At 35.1% G+C, this 17,881-nt stretch carries 15 protein-coding genes; 7 read left to right on the forward strand and 8 right to left on the reverse strand.

Annotation, left to right across the window (positions count from 1 at the left end; all coding sequences use genetic code 11):
• Window positions 1–56 precede the first annotated feature (56 nt).
• The 4 genes from CACET_RS02505 to CACET_RS19340 all read right to left on the reverse strand — a co-directional run bounded on the left by CACET_RS02505 (window position 57) and on the right by CACET_RS19340 (window position 4,951).
• A complete protein-coding gene (locus CACET_RS02505) occupies window positions 57–2,030 on the reverse strand; it encodes a DUF6449 domain-containing protein (RefSeq protein WP_044823120.1) in 1,974 nt (657 codons plus the stop codon).
• Window positions 2,005–2,904 carry an ABC transporter ATP-binding protein gene (locus CACET_RS02510; protein ID WP_044823119.1) on the reverse strand — a complete coding sequence of 300 codons (900 nt, stop codon included), beginning with the start codon at window positions 2,902–2,904 and terminating at the stop codon, window positions 2,005–2,007. The genes CACET_RS02505 and CACET_RS02510 overlap by 26 nt, the downstream gene beginning before the upstream one ends.
• Entirely contained in the window at window positions 2,897–3,283 is a 387-nt protein-coding gene (locus tag CACET_RS02515) for a GntR family transcriptional regulator (RefSeq protein ID WP_044823118.1), read from the reverse strand. The genes CACET_RS02510 and CACET_RS02515 overlap by 8 nt, the downstream gene beginning before the upstream one ends.
• Window positions 3,284–3,397: 114 nt before the next feature.
• Entirely contained in the window at window positions 3,398–4,951 is a 1,554-nt protein-coding gene (locus tag CACET_RS19340) for a glycosyl hydrolase family 18 protein (RefSeq protein WP_052661205.1), read from the reverse strand.
• Between the two features lie 309 nt (window positions 4,952–5,260).
• Here CACET_RS19340 and CACET_RS19345 point away from each other — a divergent pair, with 309 nt between their 5' ends.
• Entirely contained in the window at window positions 5,261–8,173 is a 2,913-nt protein-coding gene (locus tag CACET_RS19345) for an EAL domain-containing protein (RefSeq protein WP_052661204.1), read from the forward strand.
• Window positions 8,174–8,211: 38 nt separating this feature from the next.
• Here CACET_RS19345 and mtnA read toward each other — a convergent pair whose 3' ends face one another.
• Window positions 8,212–9,288 carry an S-methyl-5-thioribose-1-phosphate isomerase gene (gene mtnA, locus CACET_RS02530; RefSeq protein WP_044823117.1) on the reverse strand — a complete coding sequence of 359 codons (1,077 nt, stop codon included), beginning with the start codon at window positions 9,286–9,288 and terminating at the stop codon, window positions 8,212–8,214.
• Window positions 9,289–9,395: 107 nt separating this feature from the next.
• On the reverse strand, window positions 9,396–10,178 hold the full coding sequence (locus CACET_RS02535; RefSeq protein WP_044823116.1) for a ZIP family metal transporter: 783 nt from the start codon (window positions 10,176–10,178) through the stop codon (window positions 9,396–9,398).
• 267 nt (window positions 10,179–10,445) lie between these two features.
• Between CACET_RS02535 and CACET_RS02540 the strand changes: the two genes are divergently transcribed.
• Complete coding sequence (locus tag CACET_RS02540; RefSeq protein WP_044823115.1) at window positions 10,446–11,207, forward strand: polysaccharide deacetylase family protein; 762 nt, start codon at window positions 10,446–10,448, stop codon at window positions 11,205–11,207.
• 2 nt (window positions 11,208–11,209) lie between these two features.
• Here the strand turns inward: CACET_RS02540 and CACET_RS02545 are convergent, their stop codons facing one another.
• Window positions 11,210–11,968 (reverse strand): N-acetylmuramoyl-L-alanine amidase family protein, encoded by a 759-nt coding sequence (locus CACET_RS02545; RefSeq protein ID WP_044823114.1) that lies wholly within the window; start codon window positions 11,966–11,968, stop codon window positions 11,210–11,212.
• 135 nt (window positions 11,969–12,103) lie between these two features.
• Window positions 12,104–12,619: a hypothetical protein gene (locus CACET_RS02550; protein ID WP_044823113.1), complete on the reverse strand. Its 516-nt coding sequence runs from the start codon at window positions 12,617–12,619 to the stop codon at window positions 12,104–12,106.
• Between the two features lie 410 nt (window positions 12,620–13,029).
• On the opposite strand from CACET_RS02550, the gene hisS reads away from it, so the two are divergent.
• The 5 genes from hisS to CACET_RS02575 all read left to right on the forward strand — a co-directional run bounded on the left by hisS (window position 13,030) and on the right by CACET_RS02575 (window position 17,687).
• Window positions 13,030–14,208, forward strand: coding sequence for a histidine--tRNA ligase (gene hisS / locus CACET_RS02555; RefSeq protein ID WP_242846865.1), 1,179 nt, complete (start codon window positions 13,030–13,032; stop codon window positions 14,206–14,208).
• Between the two features lie 237 nt (window positions 14,209–14,445).
• On the forward strand, window positions 14,446–15,198 hold the full coding sequence (locus tag CACET_RS02560; RefSeq protein ID WP_044823112.1) for an energy-coupling factor ABC transporter permease: 753 nt from the start codon (window positions 14,446–14,448) through the stop codon (window positions 15,196–15,198).
• A gap of 107 nt (window positions 15,199–15,305) precedes the next feature.
• Window positions 15,306–16,019, forward strand: a complete 714-nt coding sequence (locus CACET_RS02565) for an energy-coupling factor transporter transmembrane component T family protein (RefSeq protein ID WP_044823111.1) — start codon at window positions 15,306–15,308, stop codon at window positions 16,017–16,019.
• On the forward strand, window positions 16,007–16,864 hold the full coding sequence (locus CACET_RS02570; RefSeq protein WP_044823110.1) for an energy-coupling factor ABC transporter ATP-binding protein: 858 nt from the start codon (window positions 16,007–16,009) through the stop codon (window positions 16,862–16,864). The genes CACET_RS02565 and CACET_RS02570 overlap by 13 nt, the downstream gene beginning before the upstream one ends.
• Before the next feature lie 109 nt (window positions 16,865–16,973).
• Window positions 16,974–17,687 carry a 4Fe-4S double cluster binding domain-containing protein gene (locus CACET_RS02575; RefSeq protein WP_044823109.1) on the forward strand — a complete coding sequence of 238 codons (714 nt, stop codon included), beginning with the start codon at window positions 16,974–16,976 and terminating at the stop codon, window positions 17,685–17,687.
• Window positions 17,688–17,881 lie beyond the last annotated feature (194 nt).

A 17,881-nucleotide genomic window follows, 5' to 3' on the forward strand; every position in this document is an offset into this window, starting at 1 on the left:
CAAAAAAGGGATGAATTCATGACACCATGAATTCATCCCTAAATTATAACGGAATTTTATTTTAATTGGTTTAGATAAGTTCTTAACTCATCGGAAACAGGTATAGATTGAGCTATATTGTCCATATGATGAGCAAGACCTGAAGAACTTTTTATGTAGAAGCTAACCAAGATAGTTTCACTTACGCTTGAATCCTCTAAGTAATTGCTGAGGGTTAATAGTTCTTCTATCACTTGAGGATCTCTTATTTCTACATTTTTAGGAGATTCCCCTGTTTTTTGTAGAAGGACATATTCTATATCCTCTGGCAACAGCAGGATACTTTCATAGAAACCTTCCTCTTTTAACCACTGGATCACAGAAGTATAACTATTTCTAATGGCATAATCCATACGCTTTTCGTTGTTGTCAGTGATAATAATTCTTGGAGCATTTCTTTCAGAAAAGGTCAACTCCTGGAAGGACAGTTTTTGGATTTCTTCTTGAAGTAGTTCCACAAGCTCCTGCACTTTAGCAGATTCTGCAAGTACAACTGGTCTTTTCGGAGAACGATAGTCTACAATTTCTAGAAGTTTAATATCTTCTGCTTTCTGTGTAATCACAGGAAACCTTCCACGTTTATATTCTTCAGATTCATAAATAGGCTTAAGTAAAGAAGCATATTTTCGTTCATCTACTATATATTGTCGGATCAGATGTTTGCCATTTTTTAAAGTATAAATAATGTACTGGGATCTGCCGGATACAAAAGACGGATTTTCTATCAATGTTTCATGAAGTTTTATAATGTTTTCTATATTTTCTTCAGCATGAAAAAAGTAGTTAGTAATATATGTTAGATCCTCCATAGCAGCTGCTTCGGCCAACTCAGTTAATTCTTCCTCAAAGCGATTCCAAGGGTATAAGCTGTAATGAAAATAAACTTTTTCAACATCTTCGCTGTTGGGTACACGGGCTACATAGCCAGTAACGTCCATTTTCAGTCCAGTAAGTATTACTAATAATAGAACGAGATAGGCTATATAACCCTTATAGGTGGACCAGACTTTAAAGGATTTTTGTATAAGCATCTCAGCAATAAAATAACCTAAAAGAGAACTAAGTGTATATGCAAAAACCATGGTGGAAAAACCGCCTCTTAAGAAGCCTGAAAAGTAACCCCCTCCCAATAATGCACTACAGGTAGCTACTCCGTACTTGAAAATAGGCTGTACTGTCGTAAAAGCTATAACATCACCTGCTACTTCTATATTTCTTATTTTGTATACATAATATGCTACAATAAAAAATAATAGCATCATGATCCCATAGGTTAGTAGAAGTTGCATTGATAGGAAACGTCTAGCACTTAGCAGTACAAACATAGGTAGATTGTCTATTATCGAGGTAGAAACGCCATCATAAATATAACCATGAAGCAATTGCTGTAAATTGTGCCGATAAAGTACATAAACTCCTGCCGGCAACATATGTAGAATATAGGTAAAGGCTATTTGAGCGACGGAGTTTCCCGTAAACATTCCTACAAAAACCGTAATACTAAAAAAGAGGCTATTAAAAAACAAAGTGAGTCCTACCCATTGGAATATATTCATAAGAGAATAATATTCCCCTAAATTGGTGGTGATTTGAAGTATAGTAAGCATAAGGGCAGTCAAAGTTACAGGAATAGCTACCAAGAATAAACCGGCAGCACTATGGCTGAAATACAAGGTTTTTCTATTAAAAGGTAAGCTATGGGCCATAGCAGCAGCATTGGGTTTTTGCATGTATCGGAAAACCAATACTGCCATGAGTACCGGTACGACAAAGATCAAAAAGACCTGTACATTATTTTGATAATAAAAAAGGTTAAGAGCGTTCTCCAGCTGTCTTTTTGTCCATTCATTTTCAACTGCATTTTTCAGCATGATATGTCTTAGGGGCAACATAAAAAATAATAACAGACCATATAAAACGCTCACCCACCAGAAGCGCTTTATGTCACTTAAAATCAAGCCTTTCTTAAATAAGGATGTTTTGGATGTCATAGCCCATTCCTCCTAATTCATAGATAAAAATTTCCTCCAATGTTAATGGTAGGAGGTCAAGGATCACAGGATTTGCCTTTTTCACAATAGAAAGGAGCTTTTCTTTCTCTCCCTTGACAATCAGCAATAAAACGCTGCCGCTTTCAGAGCGATGCAGTATTTCTAACTCTTCTAAAAACTCCTTGGGAACTTCTTCAGAAAAGGCCACTTGTAACTTGTGAATATCTGACTTCATATTATCCAGTTCTCTTTCTACTACGATTTTTCCACGGTGAAGAATACCTACATGGTCGCATACATCTTCCAGCTCCCGTAAGTTATGGGAGGAAACTAGGATGGTTGTTTGATGCTCTGCCACATCCTGAAGCATAAGATTCCATACCTTCTTACGCATAACAGGATCCAGTCCATCTACAGGTTCATCTAAGATCATCACCTTAGGCATGATACATATACCCAGCCAAAAAGCCACTTGTTTTTGCATACCTTTAGATAGCTTTGTAATTCTCTTTTTTACATCGATAGGAAATACTTGTTTTAAAGATAGATAACGTTCTTGATTCCATGTAGGATAGAGATCTGCATAGAGCTTTGCAGTTTCTTCAATCGTGTATTGAGAAAAAAAGTGTAAGTCATCAGGGATATATACCATAGAAGACTTTACTGCTGGATTTTCATAAACGATTTCTCCTCCTATTGTAACGCTGCCGGCATCTTGGCGATAGATGCCGGCAAGATGCTTAATCAAAGTGGTTTTACCAGCACCATTAGGACCCAGCAGACCATAAACGGATGCTTCTTTTACATAGATATTTAGACTATCTAAGGCTTTAAATGTACCAAAAGATTTAGTTAACTCTGTAACTTCAATCATTTAATGAGACCCCCTTCTTCTTATAAATAGTATTAATGCAAGTAATTAGCTGTTCTTTAGACACATTCATGTACATAAGTTCTGCAACGATTTTTTCAAGCTCCTTGATCAACTCCTCCTGCCTAATAGGATTGACAGTATGCTCTAAGGGTGCTACAAAGTTTCCTTTGCCACGAACTGAGTAAATAAATCCCTCTACCTCTAAATCTTTATAAGATTTTTGTATGGTATTGGGATTAATCGTAAGTGATAAGGCCAACTCACGAACTGATGGAATCTTTTCATCAGCTTTTAACACCCCTTGGATAATTAAGAGCTTGATTTTTTCCTTGATTTGCTCATATAAAGGTCTGCGGTCTTTAAAGTCTAACTGGATCATAGGCACCTCCTAACTGTATTAATAAACATAGTACACTTAATACAGTTATATAATATAGCATGAGGAAAATAATGTCAACAAAAAAAGCCTAAATCTTTTAGGCTTTTTGTAAAATTAAAATTCTAAATCCTTATAATCTTTATTTTCTTTTACTATTTTTTGTAAAGCATCCCAAACTTCTTCCTTCTCAAAATCCTTCCTCCAAGCAGCAAATCCTGCCAACTGATACTTTTCAATGAGGGAGGCTTTGAGGGCAAGGGATCTTTGGTCTTCTAACCAAACTTTGTAGGTTTTCTCCTCTTTTTCATATTGGCTATAATATTGTCCAGTGGTAGTATCCCATTGTATAACAGCATTGTTTTCTTCAAGAATAGAAGCTATAGCATTCATTCCATAAGCTCTTGAAGAAACTTTGATGCTTCCCTCCGACTGTTTTTCTTCTTCCCATAGCCTAGTGTAGAAGGGCAAACCTAACAAAATCTTTTCAGGAGGTATATAGTCCAGTGTTGCCTGAATCCCTTTTTCCACCCAACCAATAGATGCTACAGAACCGCTTTTGGGACTAGAACCCCAATGTTCGTCGTAGGTCATAACAGCTACATAATCTACAATTTCCCCAAGTTTCTGCCGATCATATACCTTTGACCAGTTCAAACTGGTGGAGGGTATAGTAATATCAATCGAAACCGTCAAGTTTAATTGATGAAGTTTTTCTGTTAGTATTCTTACAAACTCAGTAAAAGCATCTTGGTCTTCATAGTAGATGTTCTCAAAATCAATGTTAATACCATCTAAGTTATACAGAGAACTATATAATACGATTTGTCGTATAAAGTTATCTTGTGCCTCTATATCTGCTAAAAACTCATTTGTAAGATGAGGATCAAAATCGTTAGTGACTAAACCCCATACCTTATAACCTTTTTCGTGGGCATCCTTTACGTAATCAAGTACTCCGTTGTTTTCTATGGCACCATCATTTTTCGATAGCTTAAACCAAGTAGGGGATACAATATCTAATGCAGAAATCTTCTCTTCTTCTCTTCTATCACGAGTAACTTGATAGACATAATCCCAAACAAGACCAATATTTTCAGTTGGAAGCCACTTTTCTTCTATAGGATGGTAAATAGTAAAAGAATCAATGTGTGTAGGATCAATAACAACTAAATTTCTATCGGCAAAGTACTGAACTTCAAACCCTATAAGTGGAGCTATCGCCTCAATAGGTAAATAATAGATATTCTCAACCTTAGTTAATAAAAAATTTAATAGGAGAGGTTTGTCCTTCATAAACTCATTCAATGTTTCGATTTCATACTTATAGTGGTTTTGAGAAATATTTATAAATGCTCTTCTGCTTTCTTTGTCTACTTCTATAGAGGTATCTAAATAATTTTTTATAAAATCGATATCTAAATATACTGTACCTTTATCAATAAATGTATTTCCTTCAAAAGTTTTATCCGTTATCATAATATTACTGACATATTGTTGTCGAGAATTGTCAGCAAAACTGAAACCAATGCTGTTGGTAAAGTCGTTAATACGCTGAAGAATACTGGGATTATACAAATAAAAAACTGCCGAAAAAGCTACCACCAAGCATAGTAAAAGAGATACTACGTGCATCTTTTTCTTTTTTTGTTTTCTTACTGCTGCTCTCAAAACCTCATCCCCCTAAATTTTTTATTTTATCTTCATTATATCATGAAGCGTAGGACAGGATAAAGACGGCAAGAAATAAAGTAAAATGAATAAATTTCCAGTTTAGCAATGAACAAAATACAATGGTATATATGCATAAATAAAGCTGATTCAAGAGAGTATTCTATGACTTGCGGGGTATAAACAAATTAATAGCTAGAGCTTTTGAAAGCTGCTACAGTATGAAAAAAATTGCAATCTATAAAAAACAAACATAATTGGTTGATATTTTAAGGTGACTTATCTGACCTTATATAGAGGGGAGTATTTATGGATAAAAGCAAACGCATCCCAGAAAGAAGCCTGGTGAATAAACATAAACTAATCCTTAAGCCACTAATGATCACCTTAGTGGCTCTTTTGGGGGTAAGTAGTGTAACCTTCTACTCCAGTAAGAGTTTTTTGCTGCGTCAAATGCAACAAGATGGATTAAATCTCACAAGACAAATTACGAGACAATTAGCGAATCACTATACGTCTTTGGAGATTATCAACGAAATGCTAGAAAATAAAATAAGGATAGCTGCCAGGGTTTTAATAAGAAATAGAAACAATCTAAGTAATGAATTCTTAGTGCACTTGACAGAAGATTTAGATGTAGATGAGCTCCATTGGCTTAACAAAGAAGGAAGAATCTTATACTCAAGTGTTGAAGGGTATTTGGATTGGGAACCCTTCTATGGGCACCCTCTATACGACTTTTTACAAAGTAATGAAGTAGAGCTAATGGAGGACATAAGACCAGATGCAGAGTTTGGTGTTTTCACTAAATATGGCGCTGTAAGAACCTTAGAAGGAAACTTGGTTCAAGTAGGAATTTTAGCAGATAGAGTGCAGGAATTAACAAAAAAGTTTAGCTATCAGAGTCTTGTTGAAGAATTAAGCCAAGAAGAAAATATTGTTTATGCTCTAATGATGGATGCTGATATGCAAATGATTGCTTACAGTGATAAAGCTAACTTAGGTACTACGATTCATGATAAAAACAGTAAGGATTTCATCATGCAAGGAAAACCCTACGGAGTAGAAACCTATGATTCAGAGGGAGGGACTAGGACTTATCATGTTACGATGCCTGTCATAATAGAGGAAAAAATTATTGGTGCGGTTACCTTAGGATTTTCTATGAAGGAAGTGTATGCATCTATATATAAAACCCTTATAAACGCACTAGTTATTACTATGATCATGTTTATGCTATTTTTCTGGGTACAAAAAAACAACATTATAAAACCAGTGAAGGAATTGAATAAAAATATCCATCAAATAGACTTGAGAAGTAATTCTAGATACCGCCTTCCCTTAGTAAAAGAAGATACTTTTTTAGGCTTGTCTTACTCCATCAACGAGATTCTAGACGAAACAGCTCTGTTTCTTGAGAAACTTAAGGAAAATGAAGAAGAACTAAAAATTATTAATGAAGAGGTGTCGGCGGCCTTCCAACAGTTAGCTGCATCGGAGGAAGAATTGCGAGCTCAATATTGTGCAATACAGAGTTATACAGAAAAACTAGAAAGCTTAAAACAAAAATATGAAATTGCTATTAAAGGCACCAACAGTGCTGTGTGGGAGATGAATTTAGAAGATAAACAACTATATCTTTCTGATGAGTTTGAAAGCATTGCCGGTATTGCATTTAAAGATAAAGAAGATGTCCATAAAATATTAGAGGAGTTGTTAATTGAGGAAGATAAAGAGGTGTTATTGGAAGAATACAGAAAGTATGAAAAAGGTGAAAAAGAAGGAATTTACTGTCAAGTACGTATAAGAGATAAGGCAGGAAATATAAAATGGCTGTTGATCAGCGGTAAAGGAATTTATAACAGGGCAGAGGATTTAAAACTAATCAATGGTATCCTGCTGGATGTTACAAAGATGAAGGAGCAGGAGGCTTATATTAAACATCTCGCCAATCATGATGCTTTAACAGGTCTTCCTAATAGGAGAGCTTTTATGCAAAAACTCAAAGAAGAGATACATAAAGAAAAACAAGGGGCTGTTATGCTTTTAGATCTTGATAATTTTAAAGAAATTAATGATACCTTAGGCCATGTATATGGTGATAAAGTGCTGAAGGAAGTGGCAGTACGACTAAAGGGTATGGAGGATGAAAAGCTGTTTATATCTAGATTTGGCGGTGATGAATTTCTTATTCTTATAAGTGATGAAGAAAGTGTAAGTGAGATTGAAGGGTACATTCAAAGAATGTTACATTTATTTAAAAAGCCTTTTATTATTAAAAATACGGATCTGTATATAAACTTTAGCATAGGAATCACGCTCTATCCCCATGATACTAAGAATATTAACCAATTAATTATGAATGCAGATACAGCAATGTACAAAGTAAAACAATCTGGAAAAAACAACTACATGTTTTTCGATACTAAAATGCTAGAAAAGTTAAAAGGAAAAGTTGAAATAGCTAGTGCTTTAAGAGAAGCATTGAAGACAGAAGGTTTTAAGCTGCTGTATCAACCACAAATCCGCGTGAAGACTGGAGAACTAGTAGGGTTCGAGGCTTTGCTTAGACTTAAGGATCAGAAGATATCTCCGGATTTATTTATACCAGTAGCGGAAGAGACGGGACTGATTATAGAGATAGGGAAATGGGTAACAAAAGAGGTAATCAACCAGATTGCAGTCTGGAAGGAAAAGGGCTTAAAACTAAAGCCTATAGCTATTAATTTTTCGGCAAAACAACTAAACGATGAAAAGTACCTTGAATTCCTTGAAGAAGCGCTAAAAGAGAAGAGTGTAAACCCTGCATATATTGAGATAGAAATAACAGAGGGAATATTACTGGAAAGAACAGAAAGTACTATAGCATTTTTAAATCAACTTAAAGGTATAGGTGTTAAAATAGCCTTAGACGATTTTGGTACAGGATATTCCTCTCTTAGTTACTTGACCTTCATTCCAGTGAATAAAATCAAGCTAGATAAATCTTTAAACGATAAGTTTTTAGAAATAGAAAACATCAAGGTTATGGATAGTTTAATTTCTCTTGTACATAGTTTGGGACTAGAGGTAATCGCAGAAGGGATAGAAGAAGAGGAACAATATAAAAGATTAAAAATAGGAGGTTGTGATTATATTCAAGGTTATCTTTTTAGCAAGCCATTAGCAATAGAGGAAATAGAGAAAATTTATAATCATAACTTTTTAGAAAAGATAAATTAAGTTGAAAATCCCCTCCATAAATATGAAGGGGATTTTTGTTAAGATTCAAAAATAGCAGCTAAGTTCTCTGTATAGGGGGGATAAATAATACCCTTTTCAGTGATAATAGCCGTAATCAGATTATTGTCGGTTACATCAAAAGCAGGATTGTAAGTTTTTACACCTTCAGGAGCCATAGGTTTTGTATACCACTTAGATGTGACTTCTTCATGAGGCCTTAGTTCAATATGAATGTCTTTACCGGTTTTGCAATCCATATCAATGGTGGACATAGGTGCACATACATAGAAGGGGATACCGTAATATTTGGCTAAAATAGCTACCCCTGATGTACCGATTTTATTGGCAGCATCACCATTGGCGGCTACTCTGTCACAGCCTACAAGAACAGCTTGAACTTTTCCCTCCTGCATAACAATGGAAGCCATATTATCACAAATAAGGGTTACATCTACACCAGCTTCTTTGAGTTCCCATGCGGTGAGTCTTGCCCCTTGAAGTAGAGGTCTTGTTTCATCTGCGTAAACCTTAAAGTTATAGTTTTCAGCTTCTCCTAGATAAATAGGTGCCAGTGCTGTACCATATTTAGAGGTAGCAATAGTACCAGCATTACAATGGGTAAGAATTCCCCAGTTAGGCTTTAGAAGAGAAAGACCATAGCTTCCTATAGCCTCGCATACAGCTTCATCTTCTTCTCTTATTTTTTCTGCTTCCTCTTTTAATGCGATTTTTATTTCTTGTGGTGTTTTGCCTTCCTCCTTTTTAAAGCGAGCTTCCATTCTATTTAATGCCCAAAAAAGATTTACAGCTGTTGGCCTAGAAGAGGCAAGGTACTCTTTAATCTTTTTAAAGTCCACATACAACGCCTCGGAATCTTTTGCTGTAGAAGCTTTTGTACCAAGATAAATACCAAAGGCAGCAGCGATGCCAATGGCAGGGGCTCCTCTAACCTTGAGTTCGTAGATTGCTTCCCACAAATCTTTCATTTCTGTGATCTTTAGAAACTTTTTTTCAGCAGGAAGAAGGGTTTGATCTAAAAGTACCAAAGCATCTTCATCGTCTTTTAACACCACAGATTGAATAATAGCAGACTCAATGTTGTTGCCTTTTTTCATAAGTTTTCCTCCAATTAAAATTTTCTTTATGTTTTTATAGTATCACTGATTTTATAGATGGAATATTCATAATTATATCATACCTTCATTTGTATAAACAAAATTAATTAGCCTAAGGCGATATCCAAAAACATCATTAAGACAAATCCTATCAACAATCCGTAGGTTGCATATCTTTCATAACCATGTTTTTGGGTTTCAGGAATAATTTCATCACAGATTACATATAACATAGCACCAGCAGCAAAAGTGAGGGCATAAGGAAGAATAGGCTCTGCCACATGAACTAAACCAACGCCGATGACGCCTCCGATGGGCTCTACAAGTCCTGTAGCAAGAGCAATAAGAAAAGCTTTTGTAGCGCTATATTTTTCTCGGACCAGGGCTAAAGCCACTGCAAGACCTTCAGGAATATTTTGCAGACCAATGGCAATAGCAATAGCCAGACCATTGCCGACATTTCCGTTACCAAAGCCTACCCCCACAGCAAGACCCTCAGGGAAATTATGGAGGGTGATAGCAATAACAAAAAGCCATACCCTTGTTAAATTATTTTTTTCGCCTTTTTCAGCAAGTTTTAAAACATGGTTGTGGGGAGCAAAATGATCCATCAAGTCTAAAAAAATCCCTCCAGCCAAAATTCCTATAACAGCAATGCCGGCACCGCGAATTCCTTCGCCAGCATACTCTATAGCAGGAACAATTAAGCTAAAGGAGGTTGCCGCTAACATAACTCCTGCAGCAAATCCTAACATCGTATCTAATGTTTTGTGAGAGACGTTTTTTGTAAAAAAAATTGGTAGTGCTCCTACCCCTGTACATAAACCTGCTGCTAAGCTGGCAATTAATCCAATATAAATGATGTTATACTGTGACAAATAGTCAACCAAGAAGATACACCTCCTATAATCTTTTTCAAAATATACACCTATAATCATTTTATGAAGTAAAGATAAAATGGGTGATAGATGTATATGAAACAAATGTAAAATAACCGTAATAAAACCCTTTTTTAACTGCATATATTCTTTATGGAGATGATAAAAACCAATGTTATCTCCAGTATTTTAATAAATAACTGGATTTGTGGAATTTCCTTAACTATTTTCACTGCTGTATTAAATAATTGCACAACTCAAGTAAATAAGAGGTGATCTATGAAAAACAAAGTGAAATTTCTTGTTTTTGCAACAGGCGTGGGGCTTATGATTATTTTTACTACTGTATCTCTTCATAAAGCTGTGTTAGATAAACAGGTAAATGCTGATAAGGAAGAGCTTACCTTTGAAATCGTGTGGAATGGTCCAACAGATCAAAAAATTGTTGCCTTAACTTTTGATGACGGCCCGCATCCTAGGTATACTCCACAAATTTTAGAGCTATTAGAAGAACACGATATAAAAGCTACTTTTTTCGTTTTAGGAAAACATGTGGAGCGGTATCCAGAAGTAGTAAAAAAGATGGTGGCACAAGGGCATGAGGTTGGTAACCATACTTATAGTCATATTAATGTGAGAGAAACTTCTAAAGAAAAGATAGAAGAAGAGTTTGAAAAAACTCAGAGAGCTATATTTTCTATCACTGGTGTGAGATCTCAAGTTTTCCGTCCTCCCTTTGGCTTTTATAATGAAAATACTATAGCAATTGCCAAAGAAGCAGGGTCTAAGATCATACTATGGTCAATGCATCAAGACTCAAAGGATTGGAGCAATCCTGGTGTATATAAAATTGTACAGACAGTTCTTTCAAAAACCCAAAATGGTGATATCATTCTTCTACACGACTATGTAGAGGGAGAAAGTCAAACTCTAGAAGCACTAAAAGAGATTTTGCCAGAGCTAAAAGATCGGGGATATAAGTTTGTAACAATTTCCCAGATTATTGAAATGAATGCTGTAGCAGACATAAAAAATGACTGAAGTTAATAAAACTCTCCAGTCTTAATCAAGTACCGTATAACGCCATCACTGATGGCCAAAGCAATATGTTTTTTGTAAGCTTCTTGTTGTAGTAGTTCTCTGTCTTCAATATTTGTTATGTAGCCTATTTCTACTAATACCCCAGGAGTTTTTGTAGCCCTTAGAACATAAAAGTTTCCTGGGGCTATTTCTGTTTTTATAGAATTATTATTTAAGAATTCATCAACGACAATAAGGTCAACAGACTTTTTTATTTCTTCCGCAATTTGTTTATCTTTTTGAGAATTTTTGTTATAAAAAATCTTCACACCTCTGGTATTGAGATTTTTTGGCTGCGCATCCACATGAATACTAACAAATAAATTGCTGCGACTACCATCGATAATTTGCCGCCTAGCATCTAAATCTCTTGCATGTCTTGTAGATTGGAGATTGCTTTTTCCTTCTAAGGAAACATCCTTTTCCCTTGTTAAAACTGTATTGATCTCATTAAGTTCCAAGATTCTTTGAACCTTTAAAGCCACATCAAGATTAATATCTTTTTCCAATAACATGAGATTTTTATCGTAGGTTCCCCCATCGATCCCCCCATGTCCAGCATCTATAACAACGGTAGTTTCAAGCATTGTATCTCTATTGGAAATAGAAGTAATGGTCTTATGTACAATAGAAAAAGATAAAAAAATAATCACAATAGATAATGCAATAAATAGCCACTGAGGAACAATGATAAAGATGATGGATTTACTTTTTTTTAGCATAAAATTACCCCACATAATTATTGAATGTCTAATACTGCTCTTGTATCTATATATAGTAAGAGAGACTGTTAAATATTCAATAATTATATGGGGTTAAAAAAACTTTTTCTATGAAAAATGATTATATTCACTTTTTTACTGACTTTTTTTTGTTTTATCAAAATAGTTTCTAGATAAGTTAAAAAACTTAGCTACTCTAGTTACACTAGGTTGCATGATAAAAGCAATGGACCGTATAATGAATTTTTGCGATAACAATAAGTTAACTTTGTCAAGAACAGTTCTACTGCCAGGTGGTAAATAAAATGAAGGAGCTATTGTTTTATTTGGGAAAAAGTTAAAGTTTCTAAAAAAACCAGGAATCTTCAAGAAAATGGTAAAAGGAGTAATGACGATAATTTCTATAATACTGGTTTTTATAAATTTTTTTTTGTTTTTCGCTAGTTTTAAATGAATAAGTAAATCTGCTGCAAATACGCCACAGATCAACCAATCGATTTTACTGACCAATCCTTCTGTTGCTTCACTGAAGGGAAAAATCAGATCCCATACAGACAGAAGCACAATCGTTAACGAGAGCAAAATCATAAAAATCTTGTATAAATAACTAACGGATTTCCAAGGGTTTTTTTTTCTAAAAATCTCTAACAAAGTATATACCTCCAAACTTCCCATTATGAATAGCAAAATTATAACATAGTTAGCTAAAATAGTATACGGGTTTGGAGGGTCTCATGGATAAAAGCTGTAAAGTTATTATTTAGTAAAAAATAACAAAGCAGTTGTTCTATTAAATTACCTTTGGTATACTAATTCTTATATGGTTAATCAACCCTATAGATGAACCATAAATGCTGAATCGTTGCCTTTGTTGATTGGGTTGGTTTCTGTGCAAAAAATAATTGCATAACTTAAATTAATTAGCTATAGAAATCTCTGTAGTTAGAATAGAATAAATGTATAGAATCCTATGGATTTAGAAATAAAAGAAATAGGATTTTATCAGACATTGAAACTCACATAGATTAAAATCAAACTTTAAAATAGAGGAGGATATATCATTGAAATTTAATTCTAATCCTGTAAGAGGTACTTTTGATGTTTTACCGCAAGATATGGAGTTAAGAAATTGGGTACAGGACACTATTAAAAAAACTTATCGGCAAAGAGGCTATATGCAGATGGAGACCCCCTGTATTGAAAATCTAGAACTTTTAAATCATAGTGAAGGTGGTGAAAATCTTAGACTATTATTTAAAATTCTAAAACGGGGGGACAAGCTGACCTTCGATGAACTATCTGAAAATGCTTTATGTGATTTAGGTCTAAGATTTGATTTGACGCTGCCCTTGAGTAGGTTCTATGCTAATAATCGCAATGAATTACCTACACCATTTAAGTCCTTTCAGATGGGTTATGTATGGCGTGCAGAAAGACCTCAAAAAGGAAGATTTCGTCAGTTTACCCAATGTGATATTGATATTATTGGGGAAAAAAGCATTTATGCTGAAATTGACTTACTGTTAACGATTCCGAAAGCATTATATGAACTAGGCTTTAAAAACTTTACTATTAAAATCAATGATCGCCGTCTTTTAAAAGACATGGTGGTGAAGGCTGGATTCAAAGAAGAAGACTTTGACACCGTTTGTATCACATTGGACAAAATGGACAAGGTGGGGGAAGACGGTGTAACACAAGAACTACTAGACAAGGCCTATGAGGAAGCAAAAGTACATAAGTTACTGGAATTATTAAACACAAACATAGGTGGTTTTGACAGTGAACATGCCAAGGAGCTACAAAAGGCTATAGATATTGTTTCAAAGTATTATCCTATTGATTTTGAGCCAACTTTAGTGCGGGGTATGGGCTACTATACAGGACCTATTTTTGAAATTGTTAGTGAAGACTTTAGGGGTTCTATAGCTGGCGGAGGACGCTACGATAATTTACTGAGCAAGTTCCAAAAGGATAGTATACCTGCCGTAGGTTTTTCTATCGGCTTTGAAAGAATTATAACCATTTTAAAGGAAAGAAACTTCAAGATTCCTACAATGGAGAAAAAAGTAGCCCTTGTTTTTACAGAGGAACAGCAGTTGAAAGAGGTCATTGATCTTACAGAAAAACTAACGGGGGGAGGAAGTCTTGTTACTAACTTTTTTGTCAACAGAAATAAACTAGGGAAAAAAGTTAATCAACTGGAGGAACAAGGCTATGAGGTGCAGGTAATAAAATAAAAAATTATTACTGTAATCAATAAGGGTAAACCAAATATTGATAAATATCAGGATGAAAAAGTAGGTTTTGCATTTATTGCAAAATCTGCTTTTTTATTTACTGGATTTGGGTAAAAACTAGAATACATGGAATTAATTGACATAAATCTGGCTAAAATATAGAATATAGATGTAAGTACAATTGATACAAAAACTATGTGACATAAATAAAAATAGGATTATAAGGAGGTAATAAAAATGAGTCATATTCATATGCCAGACGGAATAATTCCAACACTTTGGTGGGTTTTAGGATACCTACTAACCTTTAGTATCATGTTTTTTATATTTAAGAGTATGGACCAAGAAGAAGCAAGAAAAAAAATTCCTTTTACCGGTATAGCAGCAGCTATCATGCTATTAGGTATGTCGGTACCTTTAGTAATTGTGCCGGTGCATTTAAGTCTTGCAGTTATGACAGGGATTTTGATAGGGCCTAAGCTAGGTTTTCTTGCGGTATTTGTTGTGAACATCATATTAGCATTTTTTGGTCACGGAGGGATTACCATTGTCGGTTTAAACACCTTGATCATTGGTTCAGAGGTATTTATAGGATATTATTTATTCAAATACTTTACCCAAAACATAAATAAAGTGGTAGGTACGGTAATGGCTACAGTGCTGGCGCTATTGGTCTCTACTACGCTGATGGTAGGGGTAGTGGGTATAACGGCAGGTTTAACAGAAGCATTGCCTCATCATCACGATGAAGAACATCTGCAAGAGGTACAGCACTTAGAAGAAAGTTATGATGATCATGATCACCAGCATAATCATGGGCAGCTTTCAGAAGAGGTAGCAAAAATAGAATACTTTACCTTTGCAGGATGGAAGGCCGTTTTTCTTATTCTAGCAATGGGTATACTCTTAGAATCACTAGGAACAGCTCTTATAGTAAAATACTTCTTAAAGGTTAGACCAGATCTCATTATGCCTACAAAAGATATTTAACGAATTCATTTTGAGAAGCTAAAACAACTAGGAATGAGAGGCATGTATCCTAAACATAAAAATGCGGGGATTATGCCAATAAAATAATGTATAAGGAAGGTAAAAAAATGCACTTAGCTGACATTGATCAAATATCTAATAATGGAGAGAGCCTTTTACATAAAGCAAGGGCTTTATCTAAAATAGCTTTGACCTTCTTCTTATTATCTAGTTTTATTATTGCTAATGATTTTGTGAGATTAGGATGCCTTATGGCTATCCTTTTTCTCCTTTTTATTTTAGGAAAAATTCCTTTAAAACAGGTGGTACACCTAGCACTTTATCCTGCTTTTTTTAGTATTATTTTTGCCTTGATAAGTGCACAACAGTCTTGGCGACTAGGAATTGTGGTGATCATGAAGGCAGTAGGGGCAGCCCTTACCATGCTTTTATTAATTACCACAACACCATATATAGATATATTTGCTTTATTATCTTTATTTATCCCTAACCTACTGGTGGATATATTTTTATTTACTTATCGGTCTTTTTTTATACTGTTCCATAAAATCCAGAATCTAATAAAAAGTATACGACTAAGAGGTGGTTATAAGCCTTTTAATTTATGGGTAAATCTAAAAAGCGTGGCTGGTATTCTGGGGGTTCTCATTATGCATTCCTTTGAAATGAGTGAGAGGATGTACAAGGTATATACTTTGCGGGGATATAAAGGAAAAATTCCTTTGACTGTAGAAATCTTCCCCCTAAAAGCTATTGATTATATCATGATTATTACAGGTGCAGTCATTTTAGTTGGGACGGTGATTCCATGGAGAATATAATAGAGGTGCAGTGTCTAAAACACGTTTATCCTGATAAGACAGAAGTGAAGTTATGTGGGCTGGATTTTATTGTAAAGCAAGGGGAGAGGGTTGCTATACTAGGACCTAATGGGGCAGGAAAAACAACCCTACTATCCCACGTATTAGGTCTACTTTCTCCTGTGGAGGGAAAGGTAGAGGTGATGGGTCTAACCCCTTATAAGAACTTCAACACCATTAGAAAAAATATAGGTGTTGTTTTTCAAAATGTTGATGAACAAATTATAGGCCCTAGGGTGTATGATGATATTGCTTTCACACCTCGAAATGAAGGTTTATCAAAAGAAGAAGTACATCAGAAGGTAATGGCGGTGGCAAAGACTTTAAAGATCGAAGGCCTATTGAATAAAATTCCTCATTATCTTAGTGGTGGTCAAAAAAAGAAAGTGGCTTTAGCTGGTGCTATGGTAATGATGCCAAAAATATTGATTATGGATGAACCCTTCGACTCTTTAGATCCAAAATCTAAAGGTGGAATGGTGTCAATTATTAATCATCTCAACAAGGAGCATGGTGTGACCCTAGTGGTGACTACCCATGATATTAATGTGGTGCCTAGTGTAGCAGATACTATTTATATATTAAAAGAAGGAAGCATTGTCCTTCGGGGTACGCCTCAAGAAGTATTTGTACAAGTAGATGTGTTAAAGGAGGCAAACTTAGAGCCCCCAATTCTTTTAGAATTATTTGCCCGTCTTAAAGCAAAAGGATATAATGTGAATATCCCCAATGATTTAGATGAGGCGGAAGAAACATTGTTATCTATGCTGAAAGGGGATAGCAAAATAGTGAATTCCTCTAGTTAAAGTTTAAAAGTCAGACAAGTGTCTGACTTTGACCGATGAAAACTGACGAATGGAAGTAGGAATCTTTAAAACAGTAAAATATTTCAAGAATGAAAAAGGGGGATTTCATATGGGGGACAAGGCAATTTTTTTGAAGGAAGAATTAAAAGAAAAAACTGTTGACATAGGAGCAGATTTATTTGGCATAGCTGATCTTACTAGGGCTGAAGCATATATGAAAAAAAACTATGCAGAACCTTATTCAAACTTTCCAAGGGCAGTTTCTATAGGAATATTTCTGCCGACAAAGATAATAGAGCTATTAGAACAGGGACCTCAGCAGATATACTCTCATTACTATAGTGTAGTGAATAGTAAGCTTGATGAGCTGGGATTGCTTACCTGCAATTTTCTCTATAAGGCTGGTTACGATGCTATACCAATACCCGCTTCTCAGCAGTTTTTAAACGATCCATGTAAGAGTGCATTTTCCCATAGACTAGCTGCATCATTAGCGGGATTAGGTTGGATTGGGAAGTCCTGTTGTTTAATCAATGAAAAGGTAGGTCCTAGGCTAAGGTTGGTTACAGTCTTAACAAATGCACCCTTAGAATGTGATGCGCCGGTGAACAATCGATGCGGCAGTTGTACTGCTTGTCAGGATGCTTGCCCACCAAAAGCTATAAAGGGTGAAAAGTTTCACCATGAAAACCCTTTAAGTACAATGCTGGAGCCAGAGGTATGTAATGATTATTTTAAAAAAGTGAAGGCACAACACGGCATAGGTAACTGCGGAAAGTGTCTAGCTGCTTGTCCTTGGGGCAAGGTTACTGTAAGTAAATAGTGAGGGCGTTCATCTAAAGCTGAATAGAGGTAAATCAGGTGGAGAGTCTACTTTGCCTGATTAAAAACCTCATGTGTGCTAACGCTTAGAGGGGGACCTTATACGTCAAAAACAAAACAAAAGGACGATACAAATTTAAACTTGTATCGTCCTTTTGTTTTGTTTTAAAAATCATAAATTTTCCTACGGGAAAC

It is taken from the genome of Clostridium aceticum (assembly GCF_001042715.1).
Lineage (GTDB): Bacteria > Bacillota > Clostridia > Peptostreptococcales > Natronincolaceae > Andreesenella > Andreesenella acetica.